The sequence below is a fragment of the Cupriavidus sp. HY129 genome (assembly GCF_059492215.1).
Genome location: NZ_CP083254.1, coordinates 2,190,383 through 2,209,466 on the forward strand (window position 1 = coordinate 2,190,383; position 19,084 = coordinate 2,209,466).

A 19,084-nucleotide genomic window follows, 5' to 3' on the forward strand; every position below is an offset into this window, starting at 1 on the left:
AACGCCACATTCAAGCGAAACGTCAAATGTGTCGATAACCGTGCTAAATATCATAACGATAACCAGCACGAGCCATGGCCCTTACCATCGCCAGCAATGTCCTGGCGCTCAGCGCATCCTTGCAGGCGGGGAAAGCGAGCAACGCAGTGGGCGACACGATTCGACGCCTGTCTTCCGGGCTGCGGATCAACTCCGCGCGGGACGACGCAGCCGGCCTCGCCATTGCCAGCCGGATGCGGGTGCAAGTCAGTGGGCTGAACCAGGCACGACGTAACGCGGGCGACGGGCAATCCATGCTGGAGACTGCCAGCGGCGCCCTCGACTCCCTGAGCGCACGCCTGCAGCGCATTCGGGACCTGAGCGTTCAGGGCCTCAATGGCACACTTTCGCTCACGGATACCGATGCGGTCCAGGCCGAAATCAATGCGAACCTGAAGGAAATCGACCGACTCACGCAGCAGTCCACGTTCAACGGCTTGCGGCTGCTGGACGGCAGCGCTGGCATGGTCAACCTGCAGGTCGGCGCGAACGATTCGGACAAGCTATCCGTGAACCTCGGTGGCTCCGGCTTTGGCGTCAACGCCCTGGGCCTGAAGGACTTCACGATCGCCGGGCTGCCCGGCACCGTCAGCGGCCTTGGCGTGCTCCAGGGCCGCAGTACCAATGTCATGATCGACAGCCCGACCACCACCGTCCACTGGCCGGCGGGCAGCACGAGCCCCAATCTCGTGCGGGACGCCAACGGCACCTTCTATGTGCAGGACGTGGACGGCGCCGGCAAGCCAACCTATCAGCAAGTGGGGTACCGGCCGACGACCGATACCGTGACGGGACTCAGCGACGTCGCGCTCTACCCGTCAGGCTCGCCGGTGTTCCAAAGCCCGGCGGCGGTGGCATCGCGCGCCATCGGCGTGCCGAGCCTGCTTGACGATACGAATGCACCGATCGCCGGTGCTTCGCTGGTCCAGGCCGACGATGGCCGCTATTTCATCCGGAAGGCCGGCAACTACTATCAGGCCAGCCTCGGTTTCGGCACCTCGGGAACGGTCACCGCAAAGGCCGCCGACATGACGTCGCCGCTGACCGCGGCGGATTTCTCCACATTGCCGGCAACGGTCACGCAATCGCCGCCCGTGGACCCCGCCACCGACACCGTCGCGTTCCAGGACGCCAGCGGCGTCAGCCTCAGCGCATCCGCCTCGCGCCTGCTTCAACGCAACAATGGTACCTATGTGATCGAGGTGGATGCGGGCGGCGGCAATTTCCGCTATTACGATGCAGCGCTCACCATGAGCGACGACGGCACCACTCGGACCATGACAGCCAGGGCGGTGAGCACCACCTACCAGTCGTTCACGGACTTGCCGTCGGTCAGCGGTGATTCGACGGTGACCATCGACCCGGCAAGGGTCTCGGTCAACTACACCGATCGAAACGGGGTGACCTATGGCAACGTGCTCGGGCTCGACGCCAGCGGCAACTACGTGTTCAACCTCCCGCAGTCGGCCAAGACCGGCACGCTGGTGACCGCGCAGGACGGTTCGCAGTACATCCGCACCGTCAACGGCAGCGAAGACGTACTGATCTTCTACCCATTGACGTTCACTGCGTTGACCGACGCCTCCACCAACAAGACGGTGCTCAATGTGGTGGAAGCCGGCGAAGGCATCCGTCTCAAGCAGCCGCTCGATCCGCTGGCAACGCTTGATCGCGCGCTCGCGGCCGTCGACGCCCAGCGCAGCCTGCTGGGCGCGGCGCAGAATCGACTCGATTCGATCACCAATGCCCAACAGACGACCGCCACCAATCTGGATACGGCGCGTTCACGGATCGAGGACGCCGACTATGCGGTCGAGGTCTCGAAGATGACTGCCTCCCAGATCGTCAGCCAGACAGCCACGGCCATGCTGGCACAGGCCAACCAGCAGTCCCAGGCGGTGCTTTCGCTGCTGGGTCGGAACTAATTGCGGCCGACGCCAGCGGCTTAGGACAGGCCCCGCCGCTGGCTGACGTCGCGGAATCGATCGTGGGCCAGGCCAATGGCAACAAGGAGAGCCCACCGGCGCTAGCGCCCCCGCCGTTCACCCGGCCGATCACAATCCCCATGCATCGCGCAGTACCGTTCCAGCAGCACTGATTCCCGATCGCTCAGTACGATTCTGCCGGGCTTGTCCGGCGACTGCTCGCCAGGCGCCCAATAGTGTCGATGAGACGCTAAGTCGCGCCATACGGCCCAGACTGACAGCCCCACCATCGCTACGACGTAGATGGCGACATAGACGTTGTTTCTACTCACAGCTCCCTTCCGCATACAGCTCGACGTTTGCCTGAAGCAGCAACGCTAAGCCGCCCACGCCACCGCTTCGCCCGGACTGGTCTCGTTTCTGACCACGTTTCTGACCACGTGTGGTCGCGCGACCAGCGCATGCCGGAAAAGCGATCAATACCAGACTAGTCCGGCCCGCCGGCCGGCCGCGCGTCGGTACCCTGTTCGATCCTGATTTGCGGGCGAGAGCCGCACATATGTGTCCGGCGTACATTGCGCCCGATTGCTTGCGACCGCCGCAACTTTGCCAACAGGCTGACGATGCCCAGCAAGCGCTACATTGCCCATTCCCAGAGCTTCGCGAACACCATCGGGAGTTTTCACCCCGGTCGCTCCCGGTTTCTTGTGTTCCTGATCACGCTCTGCTTCCTCGGGCTCGCTATCCGCGCCATCTGGATCGCCGGACCTGGCAACGCGTTCTACCAGCAGCAAGGCGATTTACGTGTCAGGCGGCAGCTCGATGTTCCGCCGACGCGCGGGCGGATTCTTGATCGCAACGGCCATACGCTCGCACAGAGCCTCCCGGCCGGCGCCATCTACTTGAGCCCCCGTCAGATGGTCTCCAGTGACAATTACACGGGGCTTGCGGAGGCACTCGGTATGCCCCTGACAGAGATCGAGGCGGCATCGGCATCGGATCGGGGCTTTGTGTACCTCAGGCGCCAGACCGACGCGGCAACGCTGGAGCAGGTCAAGGAGCTTGCGCTGCCAGGCGTGGGAACGGTACGCGAGTTCAAGCGTGTCTATCCATCCGGCCCGCCCTTCGACGCCCTTCTCGGGCTGGTCAATCTTGACGGCATCGGCATCGAGGGACTGGAACTCGCGCTCAATGACCGGCTGAAAGGCGTGCGCGGACGGAGCGTCGTCGAGAGGGACCGCCTTGGCAATACGCTCTCCCAGTTGGTGATTGCCGAGGCCGAGGACGGCGGCGATATCCATCTGTCGATCGATGAGCGGCTGCAAACCGCCACATACCAGGCACTGCAGCAGGCATCGGAAACGGTCAAGGCTCGATCCAGCCTTGCCGTGGTCACTGACGTCAAGACCGGCGAGATCCTCGCCGCTGCAAGCTGGCACGCCGATAGCAGCAAACGTCGCGCTGCGGCGCTGATCGACGCCTTCGAGCCAGGCAGCATCATCAAGCCGCTGATCGTCGCGGGTGCGCTGGAACTGAAGCGCGTTGCACCAGACACGTTGATCGAGACGAACGGCAGATTCGATTTTGCCGGCGCGAAGATCACAGACGTCCGGAACTTCGGCCAGCTATCGGTCGCGGGCGTTATCGAGAAATCGAGCAACATTGGCATGGTGAAGATCGTCTCGCGCCTCTCGCCGGACGAACTGTGGACGCACATGCACGCGCTCGGCTTCGGACGAAAAGCTGACTCGTTCCTGTTTCCCGGCCTGGGTAGTGGTCGCATGCATAGCGCGCGAGGGATGACGCCGATTACCCAGGCGACCATGGCCTATGGATACGGGCTGACCGCCTCCGCGCTGCAGATTGCGCAGGCATATGCGGCGATCGGCAATCGCGGCCAGCTTGTCCCCCTTACGCTCGAACGGCGGCCAGCAGGAAGCGAGACGCGCGGCACGCAGGTCCTGACGCCAGCAACCGCGGAGGCCGTGCTGGCCATGCTCGAACGCGTGACCGGCGCCGGAGGGTCAGGCCGACAAGCCCGCGTGAACGAGTACCGCGTCGGCGGCAAAACGGGCACGGCCTATCTGCACGTCCCGGGGCGTGGATACGACAAGAAGCGCTACCGTGCGTCGTTTGCCGGTGTGGCCCCCCTGTCCGCGCCCGAGATCGTTGTCGTGGTCAGCGTCGAGGATCCCAGCGAAGGCAGTCACTTCGGCGGCAAAGTCGCGGCGCCAATCTTCGCGCAGATCGTCTCGCGTGCCATGCAGTTGCGGCATGTGGTTCCAGATGCCCCACCGGCAGAGGCCAATATCGCACATTGAGTTCCGGTTCGGGCCAATTCCAGACCAGTCCTGTATGCAGCCCGGAAGCCGTCCGACAGACTGGTGGACATTGCCACCCTCAGGACATACCGGCGCGCGGCGATCCACGCGTGCCCAACCTTCAGCGATGCCAACAGAGTCAAAGCCGGAAACCACCAGCACTCCCGGACGGGCCCGGATTGCAACCTGCCTGGGCGCGCTTGCCGGTCTCCTTATCGCGCTGGGAATGGCCTTCGGCGCCTGGCACGTCCATCAGACATGGCTGTCGCTCCCGGACGTCACGAGCCTGGCCGCGTTCAAACCTGACAGGCCGCTGCGTATCTATTCTCAGGATGGCATCCTCCTGGCCGAATATGGCGACGAGCGCCGCGAGATCGTCCCGCTTTCCAGAATTCCGGTCGTCGTGCAGCAGAGCCTGCTGGCGATCGAAGATGCCCGGTTCTACGAACACGGTGGCGTGGACTTCTCGGGGTTGTTCCGCGCTGCATGGGCCAATTTCGCATCGGGCCGGCACGCGCAGGGGGCTAGCACCATCACCATGCAGGTGGCACGCCGTCTGTACCTTTCCAGCGAGAAGACCTACGACCGGAAGCTCCGTGAAGTTCTTCTGGCCTTCAAGCTGGAGCAGCAATTCAGCAAGCAACGGCTGCTCGAGGTCTATATGAACCAGATCTACCTGGGCGAGCGCGCATACGGATTTGCTGCCGCGGCGAGCATCTATTTCGACAAGTCACTCGACCAGTTGACCCCAGCGGAAGCGGCCCTGCTCGCGGGCCTCCCCAAAGCACCATCCGCATTCAACCCGACGGTCAACCCGGAGCGTGCCCGCGTACGCCAGCGGTACATCCTCGCGCGCATGCACGAGCTTGGATATCTGGGCGACGAACAATACGCATCCGCATTGGATGAACCGCTTCGGCTGAAGCCGCGTAGTTATGCCATCGATCCGGCATTTGCCTTTCCGGTGGAGCGCGCACGCCAACTGGTCGTGGACCAATACGGTGAACGCGCCTATCGGGATGGCCTGGACGTGACGCTAACCATTCAAACCGCCACGCAGGCAGCCGCATACGATGCCCTGCATGACGGCCTGCTTCGCGCCCAGCAAAGACGACGCTATATCCCGCTGGGACGGGTGACCATCGACGGCAATGCGCCAGCATCGGGGCTTGACGACTATCCGGATCGGGACGGCCTCACCACGGCCGTCGTCACCGCCACGGCCGATCGCGGCGGCCGCCTGACGGTCAGGACGCGCGATGGCACGACCCTTCGTGCGCAAGCACCCGCGTATGCCGCGACGCCGCTGACGCGCGGCACGGTTGTCACCATGGCAAGCTTGGGTGGCAAATGGGAGATCGCGCAAGCGCCCGACATGGAGGGCGCATTGGTTTCCATCGATTCTGTCAGCGGCGATGTCGTGGCGTGGGTGGGTGGCTATGACTTCCATCGCGGCAAGTTTGATCACGCCGTGCAGGCATTGCGCCAGCCGGGCTCCTGCTTCAAACCCTTCGTCTACTCCGCCTCTCTCGAAAAAGGCTACTTTCCGGGAACCATGGTGGACGACAGTCAGCGGGTGCTGGACTCGACCGTCACCGGCGCCCGGCCCTGGCGCCCCAAGAACTACGGCGGCCGCTATGACGGCTTCATCACGGCGCGCGAGGGACTTGTCCGCTCCAAGAACCTGGTGACGGTGGGGCTGACGCAGGCTTCCGGCATCGGTTACGTGCGGGATTTCGCGCTGCGATTCGGCTTCGCGCCAGACCTGAATCCAGGCAGCTTCCCCCTGGCGCTGGGCGCCGGCAGCGTGACGCCGATGCAATTGACGCAGGCGTACGCCGTCTTCTCCAACGGCGGCTATCTCGTGCAGCCGCGCCTGATCGCCCGGATCGTGCAGCGCGGCGACCAGGAACTCTACACATCGGCCGGAGACATCGAGCGCAAACAGATCATCTCCCCACGCAACGCGTTCATCATGGACTCGCTGCTTCGCGATGTGGTTCGGAAAGGCACCGGTCGCGCGGCGGCCCGTATCGACAAGGCCGACGCTGCCGGCAAGACGGGGACCTCGAACGATGCCAGGGACGCATGGTTCGCCGGATACGCGACGGGGCTGGCGACCACCGTATGGGTTGGCCATGACCAGTTCCGCAGCCTCGGGGCGGTCACGGGCGGGACGCTTGCGCTGCCGATCTGGACGGACTTCATGCGCCACGCCACGGCTGACCGTGCCCCGATCAGCAGAGCGTTGCCGGACGATGTTGTCGAGGAAAACGGCGACTACATCTACCGCGAGTATCGCTCGTCCGCCTGCGTGAGCGATTCCCACGCATTCATCCGGACGGGATACCGCTGCGCATCCGAGCCCGCGCCCATCCCGACACGCGAGCAGCAACGCGAGCACGAGCAGGTCCTGGAGTGGTTCCGGCAAGACGCCGATAACGTGTGACGCCTCGGGCGCGATTGCTGCAAGGCTTATAATTCAGCGCCTGCGATACGTCTTGGAAGCCGCAAAATGCCCATTTCGATCATGGTCCTGGATGACCACGAAATTGTTCATCAGGGAATCGTCCGGGTACTGCAGCAGAACTCTGCATTCGCAATCCTCGGGACATTCACCCGTAGCAGGGATTTCGTGCAGGCGCTCAGGAACAAGGCCCCGGATCTGGTGATCATCGACTATGCGCTGGAGCCTTCGGATGCGGACGGCATCGGCGTTATCCGGATGATCCGGCGACAGTATCCGGGCATCAAGATCCTCGTTCTATCCGCCCACGACAGCCCCGTCACCATCGCCCTGGCAATGAAGGCGGGGGCCGATGGGTACTGCATCAAGAACGGCTCGATTGCCGAAATCACGGCGGCTATCGCCAAGATACTCCGGGGGGCAAGCCATATCCCAGCCCAGGTTGCTTCGCTTTCCGTGTTCGGCAAGGAGCAGGGTGAAGGCGCAACGGGATCGGGGGACCTCACCGCCGCGCTGACCGAGAAGGAACGCGAGGTGCTCAGGTGCTTTCTGGACGGGATGACGGTCAACGAGATCGCCGCGAAATTCTCGCGCAGCAAGAAGACGGTGAGCGGCCACAAGCAGTCGGCGCTCCGCAAGCTGGGTATCCGCTCCGACAACGATCTGTTCAAGGTGCGCCATCTTATCTGACCCACGCCCAGCGACTTGCCCGCAACCCAAGACGAAGATATCGATGTCGGCACCGAATCCCCACGCATCATGAAACGGGCACTGCTCCTGATCCTGGCTGTCCTGGCCGGCTTCGTTCCGTATGCCCGCGCCATGGCGCAAAGCCCCTGGGGAGCTGCGGAGGAAGCATGGCTGAAGGAGCACCATGTCCTGCGTATCGCGGTGGACCCCTACTGGCAACCGCTCGAATATGTCGAGAAAGGAACCGCTCACGGGCTCAGCATCGCCTATATCCATGCCATTGCCGATCGGCTTGGCATGACGGTGCAATTGGTGCCCACGAAGTCATGGTCGGAATCCGTGCGCAAGCTTCTGGATGGCGAGGTGGACGTGCTACCTGCCGTGCCTGACTTCCAGTTGCCCAAGTCCGCTGGAACACGGATTGCGCTGACACGTCCCTACTACGTCGGCACAACACTGGTTGTTGCAAAGGCGCGGGACAAGAACTACTTCGATTTGTCGAGCCTGGGCTGCATTACCGTAGCCGTCAAGGAAGGCGGCGCCTATCACCAATGGTTCGAAGGGCACCCGTTGTCTTGCACGCGGATACTCCCGGAGCCGAGCGACAGCATGGCATTGGCGGCGGTTCGCGACGGCAAGGCTGCCGCCGCCGTCGGGCCGAGCGCGGTACTGCATCCGCTCATCCGGCTGCAGTACGACAAAACGCTTCATATCGCGGGGACCATCGCCGAGCTGCCTCTGGTGCTGCGCATGGCCGTCCGCCAGGATTCCGCGCCGCTGCTCTCCCTGATGAATCAGGCGCTGGCTTCGCTCAGCGCCGGGGAAACCGACCAGCTCTATCAGAACTGGCTGGAGGGCGCGGATTATCTTCAGCCATCGCTCAAGGCACTCTGGCACTACTACGGCACCACGATTGTGCTTTTCTTGATCGTCCTGATATCACTGGGCGTTTCCGTCTACCAGGCGATGCGTGCCCGCGCAAATGCCTTGAAGAGCGAGAAGGTGAAATCCGAGTTCATGGCCATCATGAGCCATGAGATACGGACGCCCATTAGTGCGGTCGTGGGCGCGCTGGAGTTACTCGATCGGGAAGACAACAGCACGCCAAGACGAGAGCTTCTTCATCGGGCTCGGGAAAGCGCCGACTCGTTGCTCGCGGTACTCAATAACGTCCTGGATTATTCAAGCATCAGCACCGGGAAGATCCTCGTGAAGCCCTCGGCGCTGCGTGTAAACGATCTCGTCCGCTCGGTGCTCAATGGCTTCGAGGCCATCGCCGATCGCAAGGGCATTGCGCTCCAGCTGAACGACCAGTCTGGCGGTCACACCATCGACCTGGACGGTAATCGCATACGCCAGGTGCTGGGCAATCTCGTGGCAAATGCGATCAAGTTCACCGAGCAGGGTGCCGTCACGGTCGACGTCCGGCTGTCCCGGTCAGAGCGGTCGTCGGAACGCGTCACGCTGGCGATCCGCGTGAGCGACACGGGCATCGGTATCGCGCCAGAGGATCAACCTCGGCTGTTTCTGCCCTTCAGCCAGGTGGGGAACGCCCGTCAACGCCAAACGGGTAGCAGTGGCCTTGGCCTCTCCATCTGCAAGAAGCTCGTGGAAGCCATGGGGGGAAGCATCTCGATCTGGAGCACCCTCGGGCAGGGTACGACGGTCGAATTCTCCCTGGAAACGACGATTGCCGACACACAGGACGAAGCCGCCTTGCCCCCCTCGCCACAGGTGGCAGCAAGCGTCTCCGGGGCGATTCTGGTCGTCGAAGACACGCCGGCCAACCAGTTGGTGCTCATGGAGCAGTTGCGCGCGCTTGGGTATGGCCCGGTGCTTGCCGAATCCGGCGCCCGGGCCATCGACCTGTTCTCGACCCGATCGTTTGCCGCCATTCTGCTGGACCTTCACTTGCCGGACGTCGACGGCTTCACGGTCGCAAAGCAAATGCGCGCGCGGGAGGACGCGACGCATTCGCAAGCCACACCAATCATCGCCGTGACGGCCGAAGCCGGGCCGGAGCAGGCATTGCGTTCGCTGGATGCGGGCATCGATTGCGTTCTCGCCAAACCGATCAATCTGCAGGGATTGCAGGAAACATTGCACCTGTGGATTCCGGAATGCCACGCGGCTGGCGCCATCGGGGCGACTTCTCCCGACGCACTCAACGCACTCGACGCACTCGACGCCAGCCATTCCGGCCATTTGGAACGTACCAAGTCCATGGCGGAATACGCGCTGCTCGAACTTGCGGGCCTCGATGCCGCCGCGCGGGCGCAAGGCATTGTCATGGCCAGGCATCATCTCCATCGTCTAAAGGGGACACTGCTCCAGTCCTCGCAGCTCACGAACCTGGCTGAGAACATCCCGTCGATCGAGGCCAGCCTCGACAAGAACGTCAACTGGGATGGCATCGTTGTGAGCCTTCAGCACCTTCGATCCGAAATTCTCAGGCAGTCAGCAGATGACGCCTGATGCTGGCGAGCGCTGCTGATCGCCCTCTTCCGGTCTCCACCTCGACATCCGGCTAGCGCGGCACGCTTGCGCACACCGAACGAGTCAGATTGCGCAGACAACGCCTGCGCGAGATTGCCCGCCGATGCAGCCGCGACCTGCGCCAGTACGACTGCCGGCGGGATCGGTCAGCGCTACCGAGAGTTACTTCCACATCACTAAATGATTGATCTACGTCAACTCCATGTGCGGGGTGTTGGCGCGACCATGCACTGACAAAACCCTTTGGACATCAAGGGCATAAAACACGCGGAACCTCATGGGGTTCCGTTCCTACCGCACACAATAATGAGAATTCCCGCGATCACCATTCGAAAGGCCCTGCAAGGCGGATTGGCCTTGCTGACGGTCATCGGGGCGACATATGCCCTGGCACAAACCGAGCCCGCACCTTCGCCAAATGCGTCCCATCCCCAGGTCATCGACGACTTGCCAGCGAACTACGCTGCCAGCCTGGATGCCGCGACCCGGAAGCAAGTCGAACGGGGCCGATACGTAGCGCGGCTGGGCGATTGTGTCGCCTGTCACACCGGCACCGACAAGTCCAGACCGATGGCAGGCGGGCTTGCGCTGGAGACGCCATTCGGCACGCTGCATTCGACCAACATCACACCTGACCCCGAAACCGGCATCGGCAGATACAGCTTCGCGCAGTTCGACCGTGCGATGCGCAAGGGCGTGGCCGCCGACGGCCACAACCTGTATCCGGCCATGCCGTATCCCTCCTATGCCAAGCTCACGCAGGAGGACATGCAGGCGCTGTACGCATACCTGATGCACGGCGTGAAACCAGTCCGCCAAGCCAATCAGCCGTTGGGGATGTCATTCCCCTTCAACCAGCGCTGGGGATTGGCAGTCTGGAATTGGCTGTTCCTGGACGCAAAGCCCTTCCAGACCAATGCAAAGCAGGACGCGGAATGGAACCGCGGCGCCTATATCGTGCAAGGGCTCGGACACTGCGGCGCGTGCCATACGCCTCGCGGCATTGGCTTCCAGGAGAAGACCATGTCCGATGCTGGCAGCACGGGCAAATTTTTCCTCGCGGGAGAGACCGTGGAGGGATGGCGCGCACTGAGCCTGCGCAGCCTGTGGACGCCTGAGGACACCGCCGAGATTCTGAAGACCGGGCGCAACCGGCATGGCACGGTGTCCGGAAACATGGTCGACGTGGTGCAGCACAGTACCCAATACATGACGGATGGCGATCTGACTGCCATCGGCGTCTATCTCAAGTCGCTACCGGCTGCGGGGCATGACAAGCCGATGCAGGTCGCACAGGGGCCCGCGCCCGCCATCGCGCCGCGCGCGTCAAAGGCCGCATCGGACGTTGTACCGGCCACCGCATCTGGAGCGCCCGCCGACCTCTATACCTCGCGCGGTGGATTGGGATACCTGCAGTTCTGCACCGACTGCCATCGCTCGGATGGTGCCGGGGTGTCAGGCGTGTTCCCGGCGCTTGCGGGCAACCCGGTACTGATGTCCGACGACCCCTCGACGCTCGTTCATATCACGCTGACGGGCTGGCGTTCCGCCCAGACTGCCGACAATGCCCGCGTCCTGAGCATGCCGGCATTCGCCCGCCTGAGCGACCAGGAAATTGCCGAGATCCTGAACTTCACCCGCAGAAACTGGGGCAACGCCACAGCCAAGCCGATCGCGGCAGCCACGGTGCGGAGCATGCGCAAGCAACTCGACGTCCGTAAGCTTGACGACAGCAAGTTCGAGACCCCGCGCATCGCCAACATCCTGAAGGAGTCCAACGCCACGCAGCTGGTTCTTGGTGCCCGGCTGAATATCAACACGCACGAGATGCTGCCCAGGAATGTGGGCAATGCGCTGAACTGCGCGAGTTGCCACCTGAATGCCGGGACCGTCGCAGATGGCTCGCCGTATGTTGGTGTGTCCGCGTTCTTCCCGAGCTACGCGCCACGCGCTGGCCGGGTCATCACGCTGGCAGACCGTATCAACGGTTGCTTCCTGCGATCGATGAACGGCAAGCCGCTGCCGCTCGACTCCGAGGAACTCAAGGCGATGGTCGCTTACTTCGACTGGATGAAACGCGAGACCAAGCCAGAGGACAAGGTCGAAGGCCGCGGTGTCGGCAAGATCGACCGCCGCCTGGTACCGAACGTGGAAAACGGCAAGAAGATCTACGCAGTCCAGTGCGCGCTATGCCACGGTGACGGCGGCGAAGGCATCAAGAATGCCAACGGCAAGTGGGTATATCCGCCGCTGTGGGGTGACGAGTCCTTCAACATCGGTGCGGGTATGGCGCGAACCTATACGGCAGCGGCCTTCGTCAAGCGCAACATGCCCATCGCTTTCCATAACGGGTTCCCCTTGGGCCAGGGCGGGCTGACCGATCAGGAAGCCGTGGATGTCGCCGAGTACTTCACCCACATGCCCCGGCCAGACTTCGCGGCCAAGGTCAAGGATTGGCCCAACGACAAGAAGCCGGCCGACGCGCGTTACTAACGTCTCTCGGCTGGCGCGGCCCCGACGTAAAAACGTTGGGGCCGCCGACGCCAGATGCCGGAAACACACGCGGTCAGGAGGGATAGGATTTCGGCACAGTGTGAGCATCGCGTGCCCAGCGTGTCATCAGGTGCATGGAAGCTCTCGGGATGCCAGAAAGCCTGCAGAACTGCGTGCCTTGGTGGGCGATCCTCTCTCCACCGAACGGCCTCCAAACCTGGGATTCTTGGCCCGCCCTAGAGGATTCGAACCTCTGACCGCTCGCTTAGAAGGCGAGTGCTCTATCCAACTGAGCTAAGGGCGGCGCGGCCTTGCCATTGCGGCAAGGCGTGCATTCTACCGCAGCACGAATGCCGCGCACAGGACACTTCGTCTGCTTTACGAAGGCTCGCGTTCGCGTTCGCGCACGCGCGGGCGACGCGGCATTCCCGTGAACTCCTCCGCATCGTGCGAGGAAACGCAGTTCCGCCCCATCTGCTTGGCGTCATAGAGCGCGCGATCCGAACGACGCATGACCGCGTCGGCGTTTTCGCCCAACTGCCATTCCGCCATCCCGATGCTGACCGTGTAGGCGATCGGGTCTGGCTCGGATGGACATGGTGTCGCCCGCACCAGCGCGCTGAGCCGGACGCTGATGGCGCGGCCCGTCTCCAGTCCGGTGGCAGGCATCACGATCGCGAACTCCTCGCCGCCGAGACGGCCAATCACTGAGCCGGGCGCCGCCACCTTGCGCAGCAGTCCCGCGAAATGGCGCAGCACGCTGTCTCCAGCCAGGTGTCCATAGAGATCGTTGATGGCCTTGAAGTGGTCCAGGTCCATGAACGCCACGGTAAGTGGCTTGCGCGAGCGCTCCGCCTGCTTGCAGGCAAGTTCGAGTTCTTCCCAGAATGCGCCACGAGATAGCACATCGGTTAGATCGTCGTGCCGCGCGCGACGTTCGATGATCTGGCGCAAGCGGTCATGGGCCATCAGCGCGAAGCTGACGGCCAGCCCCATCACGCCGAACACGAACCAGACGGTCATGCTTTCGTGACGATCAACCATCGGCTGCGTATGGCCGTCCATGAGCGCGACGAACATCGGCCATGCCTCCGCACCAGCCAGTACCGCGCAACCAAGGGACAGGACGGATAACGAGAGTGCTGCCAGCCGACCCGTGCCGCGCTTGTGCGGCACTAGGGCAACCGTGATCCGGGCAATTTCCAGTAGCAGCAGGGTCTGGATCGACGCCGCGGCAAGCTCGAGCCAGGCGAGTGTACCGGCCGGCACATGCCCCAGGCCCATTTCGACAAGCCCACCGGCCGCATAAAACGTCAGCGCAGCCAGCCCAGGGAGGTTCAGCAAACCAAGCACCACGCCGCGACCACGCTTGCCCGCGAAATGCCGTGTGCCGTAGACCATCACCGACAGTCCCGCGGTAAGGGCGAACTCGGGGAGCGCCACCAGCGGCCAGTCTGGCCGGTATGCGTGCGCGGCCTGAAGGACCACGGCCAGGGTCACCAACAGATCGCCGAGCGCCCACGATGTGAGCCCGCTACGCTCCATACCCGCAGAGCGCCGCAGCACGGCACAGACGATCGCCATCTGCAGCGCTATCAAGCCTGCGATCAGCACTACCACCTGCGACTGAAACATCTCAATTCCCGTTCCAAAGGTGTCGCCATGCTCCGCACGGCAATGGCGCACCTTCTGATTCCGGCCCGCGACAAGCCGTCATATTTTGTTTTCCGCAGGTCCGGCTGCCCGGGCGCCGTGGCACAGCGTGCCGGGCCGGGCATGGCTCAGGCGTGCCCCAGCCCAATCGCATCGCTCGCGGGGCTGTCTCGCCATAGTTGTGATAGTCGGGACCAGGTCCGTGTGAATACTGCAATGCCAGGCGCGAAGCGCCAGGTCGGACCGTTACGGTGTGCGGATTATGTCAGCGCGCCGCACCAAGTCAAGCCAAAACCGAACCCGCCTGAAGCAGGGTGCGTGGCCAGAGAATCAACCGGCACATCGGGCAACCGACGACATGCCGAATAGAATATCTTTCACGGCACAATTGACCTGGCTGGCAACACCGCGATAGAATCGCCGGCTTCGGAGCGTAGCGCAGCCTGGTAGCGCATCTGATTTGGGATCAGAGGGTCGTAGGTTCGAATCCTATCGCTCCGACCATATTTGCAGGCAGTTTTAGGTAGAAGATTGAACGGCTTACGCCTCACGGCGTAGGCCGTTTTTTCTTGCCTGTCGTACGCCTCCCCATATCGTTGATGTCGTGCCGGAGCACGCGCAACACCGTACGGACGCCGCTGCACCGGTCCTGCCCGCGCAGTACCATACGCAGAAACCAACCCTATAAAGTGCATCATGCGTTACGTAAAGGCCATCGTCTCCGTACTGATCTGCGTTACTCTCGTCGGCCTGCTGGCCCGGCAATTGCCGCAATACGAGGAGGCCATCATCATGGTCGGCTTCGCTGCCGCAGTCGTGCTGGCGCGCTGGCTGGTCCGGAAACCGTAGCACGTTACGCGTCAGAAGGCGCAATGACAGCGACTCAAAATGAAACTTGCACTGCACAATCAGCTGCTTGTCGCGCCTCGGCCATTTGATGCGCCGATGTCGCGCCGCAACACGGTCCCAGGTAGCTGACGACGTACGATCCTCCGCGTCCGATGCTGCGCCTGCGATCGTGCTATAATCCCGCGTCAGTTTGGGGTATCTGAGCATGCCCTGTAACCGGGTCGGCGCCGCCAGGCGCACTGGAACATTTGGCCCCCACACCCCATATCGGGGGAGTTGGGACCGGTCAGACCCGGAAACACATTGCCCGCCTTTCCCCGTGACGCACACGGTCGCGCCGTTGTGGCACGCCCGCGGGTGAACGTCCTCAGGGTCCCCTCGATCCCTTTAACTCATGCAGCCTAGGGTGCTGCCGCAAAGGAAAACAGATTGGCTAAGGAAGAACTCATTGAATTTGGCGGCGTGGTGTCGGAAGCCCTGCCCGACAACCGTTATCGCGTCACGCTGGAAAACGGCGTGGAAATCTGGGCATACGCCTCAGGCAAGATGCAAAAGCACCGCATCCGTATCCTGGCAGGCGACCGCGTGACCCTGGAAATGTCGCCCTACGACCTGACCAAGGGCCGCATCAATTTCCGCCACAAATCCTGAGTTCGATCCTGTCACGCGGCTGACACAGCCGCTACAGACACTGACGGGCTATCCGGGGGCAATCCCGCCGGATAGCCCGTTTTTGTTTGCGGCGACCGCCGCCTTGATGGCGGCAGCCCGTTTCACCATACTCAAGGCTCGTACGAAGCCCCTGCCCCGAACATGAACCTGATTCTGTGGCGCCACGCCGAGGCGGAAGACCTGCCCGACGTTCTGAGCATCTCGCGCTCGGCCGACCTTCAGCGACCACTGACCCGCCGCGGACGCAAGCAGGCCGAATCATCGGCCGCGTGGCTGCGCGCCCGTCTGCCGGCCGACTATCGGGTTGTCTGCAGTCCCGCGCTGCGTACCCGGGAAACGGCGGCCGCACTGACGGGCAAGGCCGAGATCCTCGATGAACTCGCCCCAGGAGCAGATGTCGGCGCCGTGCTTGCGGCGATCGATTGGCCGCAAGGGCACGAATACACCGTCGTCGTGGGACACCAGCCCTGGATCGGCCAACTCGCCAGCTTGCTGCTGGCCGGGCAGGAGATCAACTGGAGCGTCAAGAAGAGCGGCATCTGGTGGCTGACTGCCCGCACCCGCGAAAGCGAAGCGCAGGTCGTGTTGCGCGCGGTGATCCCGCCCGAACTTCTCTAGCACCACCTCCAATTCCGACACCCGCAACTGAACAGTTGCCTGGCACGTCTTCCATCTGGACGTTCACATTTCGGATATCGGCGATAGCCGCGAAACGGCTCCCTATCTAAGGTTGCAGCCTTAGCAATCAATGTACCGCGCACGCAGGCGCGTGGCCGTCACTGAAGCGTCACCATCAATTCACGGCGCTGTCACCCGGCATCTCTACATTGTTTCAAAGCCGTTTCGTCACCGAAAGGACACACCTGATGCGAGACCTTCCGACGCCTACCCAGCCGCTCTTCGACTCCTTGCCCACTGGCCTGACCGGCCAGTCGGCGCGGAGGCGTCTTCCTCGTCAGCCAACACAACGCCAAGCCGAAACACAAGTTGCAACGCCTGCTTTCAGCGTGGCGTGGGCGCGTCACCAGGACGAAGTAGCCGAGGCCCAGCGCCTGCGCTACAAGGTCTTTGCCGAGGAAATGGGCGCGCGACTGCAATCGTCGGCCACTGAAACCGATGTCGACATGTTCGACGCCTATTGCGACCACCTGATCGTTCGTGATCAGGAGACGCTGAGGGTGGTGGGCACCTATCGCGTGCTGCCCCCGCATCAGGCCAAGCGCATCGGCTGCCTGTATGCCGAATCGGAGTTCGATCTGGTTCGCCTCTCGCACCTGCGCCCCAAGATGCTTGAACTGGGCCGCTCCTGCGTGCATCGCGACTATCGCTCGGGCAGCGTCATCATGGCGCTGTGGGGTGGGCTCGGCGAGTACCTGCAACGCTACAACCTCGAAACCATGCTGGGCTGCGCCAGCGTGCCGATGAGCGATGGCGGCCACTACGCTGCCAGTCTCTATCGCCTGTTCGCGGAAAAATCGCTGGCGCCGATCGAGTACCACGCCTTCCCGCGGGTACCGCTGCCGGTCGAAGACCTGAACCAGACGCTGGACGTCGAACCGCCGGCGCTGATCAAGGGTTATCTGCGCCTAGGCGCGAAGATCTGCGGCCTGCCCGCCTGGGATCCCGATTTCAACGTGGCGGATTTCCTGACGCTGTTGCGCGTACGCGACATGAATCCGCGTTATGCACGCCATTTCCTGGGCCTGAATCGCGACTGATCCCGGTCGGATCGGCAGATCCTCTGACCTCGCAAACAAAACGGCGACTCCCAGGAGTCGCCGTTTTGCATCGCAGGCCACGTCAATCTGAGACCCGCGATAGCTTCGCTCAGACACGCCTAAGACCTACCTCAGACGTAGACCACCTTGTACCGCTTGCCGATGCGCTCCCACTCATCGGCCTCCTGCGCCAGGCTGTATTCGACGAGCGGATTCATGTCGATCCACGACTTCGGCAACCGCACTTCAAACCCTTCGTCGAGTTCGTCGGAGCGCTGGCCAACCTGAATCTCGGGCAGCTTCACATCGGCACGCCGACGGCACAACACGAAAGCGAGTCGAAGACTGAACAGCATGCGCCAGTCGAGAAACTTTCCGCTGCCCGAGAGCTTGCTGAGCTTGCTCGCGTGTCCTAGCAGCAGCGTGGCAAGACGCGCCTGATCGGTCTTCGAGAACCCGGGCATATCAGCATGCGTCGCGATGTAGGCCGAGTGCTTGTGATAGCCGCTGTGCGAAATCGTCATGCCGATCTCATGCAGGCTTGCGGCCCAGCCCAGCAGTGCCAGGTTATCGGAGCGACGCTCGTTGGGCGGATCAGGAAACTGCGAAAGCAGGTCGCGCGCAGCCAGCCCTACCCGGCCGGCCTGCGCGCGATCAACGCCGTAGCGGCGCATGAACTGATCCACGGTGACCGTGCGCATGTCCTCGTGATGACTGCGGCCGAGCAGGTCGTACAACACACCGAGCCGCAACGCGCCATCGGTCACGTCCATGCGATCGAGATCGAGTTCCGCGAACACGCCAAGCATGATCGACAAACCACCCGGCAGCACGGGAATACGGTCTGCCTTGAGGCCGGCGAGCTTCACGCGGTTGGCGTTCTCGGCCTTGATCAGCGCGCGCTTCAGCCGCTCCAGACCTTCACGCGTGATGCCATGCTCGGAAGCACTGTCATTCATGCCGTTCAGCTCGATCAGCTCGGCCAACGCCCTCGCCGTGCCCGACGAGCCCACCGCCTGCTGCCAGCCTGCAGCCCGATACTGGCGGACCAGCACCTGGATCTCGCGACGCGCGGCAAGCTCGGCCTGCTTCATCGCGTACTCATCGACGTTGCCGCTTGGAAAGAACTGGCGGCTGTGAGACACGCAACCGATGTAGAGGCTTTCCATCAACTTCGACTGGTAGCCGCTACCGATGATGAACTCGGTGGAGCCGCCGCCGATATCGACGACGAGTCGGTTGCCCTGGCAGGCGGGCGCGTCGTGCGAGGCGCCCAGGTAGATCAGTCGCGCCTCTTCCCGACCGGCAATGACTTCGATCGGGAACCCAAGCGCCGCCTCGGCCTCGATCAGGAATTCGGAGGCATTCTTGGCCACACGCAGCGTATTTGTCGCCACGGCGCGTACCTGGTCGGGAGAGAAGTCACGCAGGCGGTCACCGAAGCGTCGCAAGGCCTCGATGCCACGGCGGCGGGCCGGCTGGTCCAGATACTTGTCAGGGGTCAGGCCGGCGGCCAGGCGCACCGGCTCACGGAGCGCGTCGACCTGGAAGATCTGACTGGCGGGGCCGGAAGCCGTAGGGGTTTCATCCACCCGCCCAATCATCAGGCGGAAGCTGTTGGAGCCCATGTCGACGGCGGCCAGCAAGCGGGGAGTCTGTGTCATTGCGTCTGTCAAGCGCGAGCTAGGCTCTGGTGAGCCAAACTCGTAAGATTATGTCGTAGCCATGTCCGCATCATGACAAAATCAAAGTGTCATTAAA

The 19,084-nt window shown here is 62.9% G+C and carries 12 protein-coding genes and 2 tRNA genes; 11 read left to right on the forward strand and 3 right to left on the reverse strand.

All coding sequences use genetic code 11. The features are described from left to right. Positions 1 to 74 precede the first annotated feature (74 nt). The 6 genes from K6G35_RS09890 (at position 75) to K6G35_RS09915 (ending at position 12,431) form a co-directional block, all read left to right on the forward strand. Positions 75 to 1,964 carry a flagellin N-terminal helical domain-containing protein gene (locus K6G35_RS09890; RefSeq protein WP_495675620.1) on the forward strand — a complete coding sequence of 630 codons (1,890 nt, stop codon included), beginning with the start codon at positions 75 to 77 and terminating at the stop codon, positions 1,962 to 1,964. A gap of 623 nt (positions 1,965 to 2,587) precedes the next feature. Beyond that, on the forward strand, positions 2,588 to 4,285 hold the full coding sequence (locus K6G35_RS09895) for a peptidoglycan D,D-transpeptidase FtsI family protein (protein ID WP_495675621.1): 1,698 nt from the start codon (positions 2,588 to 2,590) through the stop codon (positions 4,283 to 4,285). Between the two features lie 226 nt (positions 4,286 to 4,511). Beyond that, a complete protein-coding gene (locus tag K6G35_RS09900; protein WP_495675622.1) occupies positions 4,512 to 6,734 on the forward strand; it encodes a penicillin-binding protein 1A in 2,223 nt (740 codons plus the stop codon). Between the two features lie 66 nt (positions 6,735 to 6,800). Beyond that, positions 6,801 to 7,442 (forward strand): response regulator, encoded by a 642-nt coding sequence (locus K6G35_RS09905; protein ID WP_008641682.1) that lies wholly within the window; start codon positions 6,801 to 6,803, stop codon positions 7,440 to 7,442. 15 nt (positions 7,443 to 7,457) lie between these two features. Then, positions 7,458 to 9,917 carry an ATP-binding protein gene (locus tag K6G35_RS09910; protein ID WP_495675623.1) on the forward strand — a complete coding sequence of 820 codons (2,460 nt, stop codon included), beginning with the start codon at positions 7,458 to 7,460 and terminating at the stop codon, positions 9,915 to 9,917. A 327-nt stretch (positions 9,918 to 10,244) separates the two neighbouring features. After that, a complete protein-coding gene (locus K6G35_RS09915; protein ID WP_495675624.1) occupies positions 10,245 to 12,431 on the forward strand; it encodes a c-type cytochrome in 2,187 nt (728 codons plus the stop codon). A 227-nt stretch (positions 12,432 to 12,658) separates the two neighbouring features. Here the strand turns inward: K6G35_RS09915 and K6G35_RS09920 are convergent. Next, positions 12,659 to 12,735, reverse strand: a tRNA-Arg gene (locus tag K6G35_RS09920). 74 nt (positions 12,736 to 12,809) lie between these two features. Beyond that, positions 12,810 to 14,066, reverse strand: coding sequence for a GGDEF domain-containing protein (locus K6G35_RS09925; RefSeq protein ID WP_495675625.1), 1,257 nt, complete (start codon positions 14,064 to 14,066; stop codon positions 12,810 to 12,812). Between the two features lie 445 nt (positions 14,067 to 14,511). Here K6G35_RS09925 and K6G35_RS09930 point away from each other — a divergent pair. From K6G35_RS09930 to K6G35_RS09950, 5 genes are all read left to right on the forward strand, one after another. Beyond that, positions 14,512 to 14,588, forward strand: a tRNA-Pro gene (locus K6G35_RS09930). A gap of 192 nt (positions 14,589 to 14,780) precedes the next feature. Continuing rightward, the gene (locus K6G35_RS09935) at positions 14,781 to 14,933 is read left to right on the forward strand and encodes a hypothetical protein (RefSeq protein ID WP_008641675.1); all 153 of its coding nucleotides are present in this window, start codon (positions 14,781 to 14,783) and stop codon (positions 14,931 to 14,933) included. A gap of 429 nt (positions 14,934 to 15,362) precedes the next feature. Continuing rightward, positions 15,363 to 15,584 (forward strand): translation initiation factor IF-1, encoded by a 222-nt coding sequence (infA, locus tag K6G35_RS09940; RefSeq protein WP_008641674.1) that lies wholly within the window; start codon positions 15,363 to 15,365, stop codon positions 15,582 to 15,584. A 162-nt stretch (positions 15,585 to 15,746) separates the two neighbouring features. Further along, on the forward strand, positions 15,747 to 16,223 hold the full coding sequence (locus K6G35_RS09945; protein ID WP_008641667.1) for a SixA phosphatase family protein: 477 nt from the start codon (positions 15,747 to 15,749) through the stop codon (positions 16,221 to 16,223). A gap of 248 nt (positions 16,224 to 16,471) precedes the next feature. Beyond that, complete coding sequence (locus K6G35_RS09950; RefSeq protein ID WP_081596761.1) at positions 16,472 to 17,323, forward strand: GNAT family N-acetyltransferase; 852 nt, start codon at positions 16,472 to 16,474, stop codon at positions 17,321 to 17,323. A 131-nt stretch (positions 17,324 to 17,454) separates the two neighbouring features. Here the strand turns inward: K6G35_RS09950 and ppx are convergent, their stop codons facing one another. Further along, positions 17,455 to 18,987, reverse strand: coding sequence for an exopolyphosphatase (gene ppx / locus K6G35_RS09955; protein ID WP_186424985.1), 1,533 nt, complete (start codon positions 18,985 to 18,987; stop codon positions 17,455 to 17,457). Positions 18,988 to 19,084 lie beyond the last annotated feature (97 nt).

Bases quoted from the DNA above. Each gene is read 5' to 3' on its own strand.
- K6G35_RS09890 (WP_495675620.1), top strand. From the start codon at position 75: ATGGCCCTTACCATCGCCAGCAATGTCCTGGCGCTCAGCGCATCCTTG.
- K6G35_RS09895 (WP_495675621.1), top strand. From the start codon at position 2,588: ATGCCCAGCAAGCGCTACATTGCCCATTCCCAGAGCTTCGCGAACACC.
- K6G35_RS09900 (WP_495675622.1), top strand. From the start codon at position 4,512: ATGGCCTTCGGCGCCTGGCACGTCCATCAGACATGGCTGTCGCTCCCG.
- K6G35_RS09905 (WP_008641682.1), top strand. From the start codon at position 6,801: ATGCCCATTTCGATCATGGTCCTGGATGACCACGAAATTGTTCATCAG.
- K6G35_RS09915 (WP_495675624.1), top strand. From the start codon at position 10,245: ATGAGAATTCCCGCGATCACCATTCGAAAGGCCCTGCAAGGCGGATTG.
- K6G35_RS09925 (WP_495675625.1), bottom strand. From the start codon at position 14,066: ATGTTTCAGTCGCAGGTGGTAGTGCTGATCGCAGGCTTGATAGCGCTG.
- K6G35_RS09935 (WP_008641675.1), top strand. From the start codon at position 14,781: ATGCGTTACGTAAAGGCCATCGTCTCCGTACTGATCTGCGTTACTCTC.
- K6G35_RS09945 (WP_008641667.1), top strand. From the start codon at position 15,747: ATGAACCTGATTCTGTGGCGCCACGCCGAGGCGGAAGACCTGCCCGAC.
- K6G35_RS09950 (WP_081596761.1), top strand. From the start codon at position 16,472: ATGCGAGACCTTCCGACGCCTACCCAGCCGCTCTTCGACTCCTTGCCC.
- ppx (WP_186424985.1), bottom strand. From the start codon at position 18,987: ATGACACAGACTCCCCGCTTGCTGGCCGCCGTCGACATGGGCTCCAAC.